Annotated in this window: 2 protein-coding genes; both read left to right on the top strand. The window is 72.8% G+C overall.

The window, feature by feature from the left end; all coding sequences use genetic code 11:
• Positions 1 to 131: 131 nt before the first annotated feature.
• On the top strand, positions 132 to 2,018 hold the full coding sequence (locus tag ACFV2J_RS05225) for an FUSC family protein (protein WP_385093229.1): 1,887 nt from the start codon (positions 132 to 134) through the stop codon (positions 2,016 to 2,018).
• Positions 2,019 to 2,210: 192 nt separating this feature from the next.
• Positions 2,211 to 2,765 carry an NADPH-dependent FMN reductase gene (locus ACFV2J_RS05220; RefSeq protein ID WP_385093232.1) on the top strand — a complete coding sequence of 185 codons (555 nt, stop codon included), beginning with the start codon at positions 2,211 to 2,213 and terminating at the stop codon, positions 2,763 to 2,765.
• Positions 2,766 to 2,835: the final 70 nt, after the last annotated feature.

Genomic DNA, 2,835 nt, shown 5'->3' with positions numbered 1-2,835 from the left:
CACAATCCCACAACCTCCGCCCGCCCCAAAAAACCTCGAGCCGGACTGCCCGCCCCGAGACCACCATTTAGCCGGCGTGAGCCCCCGCTTCGGGAACGGCACGAGGATGCCCGAACGGGTATACACGCCACATGCCGCTTTCGCCCCGACTCCTCCCCCGCGTTCCCTGGCGCGGCTGGCGGCATGCGGTCGCGGGCGCGGGGCGCGCGCTCTCCCCACGCGGTGCGCTGATCCTGCACGACGTGGACGGAGCACTCCTCTTCGCCGTGCGGGCCGCCCTCGCCATGGGCCTGGTCGGCGTGCCGATCGTGTGGGCGGGGCGGCCCGACCTCGCGGTCTACGCCATGCTCGGTTCGTTCACCACCACGTTCGGCCGCAATCTGCCCTACGACCGCCGTGCCCGGGTCCTCGCCCTGGTCGCCGTGGCCATGACGGCGTGCGTGGGCTGCGGTTCGGCCCTCGCGGCGTGGGCGCGTGCGGACGGGACGGGAGGAGTCGGCGCCGTGGTGGTCGTCGCCGCGACGGCCGTCGTCGCGGGACTGGCGAAGTTCGTCTGTGACGCCACGCGGCTGAGCGGTCTGGGAGCGGTCCTGCTGCTGTTCGCGTTCGCGGTGGCGGCCAACGGCACGCCCACGGGCGCCGAGGTGCTCCCGCACACCGCGCTCGCGGCGGCGGGGGCTGCGTTCGCCTGGCTGCTGGCCGTGTCCGGCCGGCTGGTGCATCCGGACCGGCCGCAGCGCCTGGCGGTGGCCACGGCCCTGCGGAAACTCGCCGACCTCCTGGAGGCGTCCGCCGACGGAGACGTGCCGGGGCGGACCCGGCACGCGGCGACGGTGGCCGTCCTGCACGCGTACCACTGTCTCGGGCTGCCGCCTCCGACGCGCACGCGAAGAGCCGCGCCCGGCCGCGCCGCGGTGTTCGTGCGGCTCACCGACCTTTGCTGGGCCCTGCTGATCGGCTCGGCACGGCGTCCGCCCGCCGATCCGGCCGCCGCGGCCCGGCAGCTGCGTGTGCAGGCCCGCCTGCTCACCGACCGGCGCCGCCGCGTTCCCCTGGTCCTTCACGAACTGCTCCGCTCGCACGGGGTGCCGACACCGCCTGGGGACGGAGGTGCCGAGGTCGCCTCCTCCGCCACGGGAGCGTCCCAGGCGCCGAGTTCCCCAGGAGGGTCCGCGGCGCCTGGTTCCACGGGAACGTCCGCGCCGGCGGGCGCCACAGGGGCGTCCGCGCCGCCGGGCGATCCCGCCGTCCTGCGCGCGACGGAACTGCTGATCGGTCGGCCCGGCGCCCCCGACCGCTTGACGGCGCTCGTCGTTCCCGCCCTGCGCATGACGCTGGGAACCGGTGTGGCGGGCGGGATCGCCGCTCTCCTGAACCTGGAGCACGGCTACTGGGCGGCGATCTCCGCGGCCGCCGTTCTGCACTCCGTCAACCTGCGCACCACGGCCCAGCGCGCCGTCCAGCGGACCCTGGGTACGGCCTTGGGGCTGCTGCTCGCCCTGGGAGTACTGGCCGCCCACCCGGAGCCGGTGGAGCTGGCGATGGTGATCGTGGTCCTGGAGTTCCTGCTGGAGTACGTCGCGGCACGCAACTACGCCCTCGCCGTCGTCTTCCTCACTCCGATCGCACTGCTGCTGAGCGATCTGGCCGCCCCCGCCCCGGCCGGAGAGCTGGTCCTCGACCGAGTGCTGGGCAGCGTCGTGGGGATCGTCGTGGGACTGGGGTGCGCGCTGCTGATCGTCCAGGACCGGGCCGCGGTACGCGTGGAGCGCGCGCTGTCCGCGTGCCGGGGAGCCGCCGAGCAGGCCGAGCTCGCGCTGAGCGGTCCACCGGGCCCCTCCGGACCGGCACTCCCCGTCGTCCAGGTGAGCCTAGCCCTGTCCGTCGTGGAGCTCCGCGAAGCCGACGACACCGCGGCCGGCGAGCTGTGGCCGGCCGAGATCGACCCCACCGAACTCGCCGCCGCCGAACAGCGGGCCTATCTCCTGCTCCACCGGCTGCACGGCCTTCACCCCTGAGGGGTTCGCGGGCGGTCCCGTCGAAGCGCTCGCGGTGCGGGGCAGCCGGCATGGACCGGGGCCGGGGGTGCCGCGGCTCACACCGCTCCACACGCGCGACGGCCAGAATTTACTTGTCGCGTCAACCATCCTATGCTTGACTCGTCAAACAAATGCGGCGCAATCACGCGCCCAGGATCAAGGATCGGCGACATGACGAGGATCGGCATCATCATCGGCAGCACCCGCCCGGGCCGCAATGGCGAGGCTGTGGCGAAGTGGGTTCACGAGATCGCGTCGCAGCGTACCGATGTCGAATTCGAACTGGTCGACCTGCTCGACTACAAGCTGCCGCACCTGGACGAGGCGATGCCGCCGTCGCTGGGCCAGTACAGCCAGCCGCACACCCGCGAGTGGGCCGCCAAGATCGCCTCGTTCGACGGTTTCGTCATGGTGACGCCGGAGTACAACCACTCCACGTCCGGTGTGCTCAAGAACGCCATCGACTACCTGTACGCCGAGTGGAACAACAAGGCGATCGGCTTCGTCAGCTACGGCTCCGTGGGCGGCACCCGCGCGGTCGAGCACCTGCGCCTCGTGGCCGGTGAGCTGCAGATGGCCGACGTCCGTTCGCAGGTGGCGCTCTCCCTGTTCACGGACTTCGAGAACTTCAGCGTCTTCCGGCCCGGCGACATCCACCTCGACGGACTCAACACGATGCTGGACCAGGTCGTGAGCTGGTCGAACGCTCTCGCGTCCCTGCGCTAGCCGCTCGCCGGGCGACCGGTACGGGCGGCGGGGGGGGGGGGGGGGGGGGGGGGGCGCGGCGCGCCGCGCG

The organism is Streptomyces sp. NPDC059668, assembly GCF_042734135.1.
Classification (GTDB): domain Bacteria; phylum Actinomycetota; class Actinomycetes; order Streptomycetales; family Streptomycetaceae; genus Streptomyces.
This window is presented reverse-complemented; position numbering and strand designations above follow the sequence as displayed.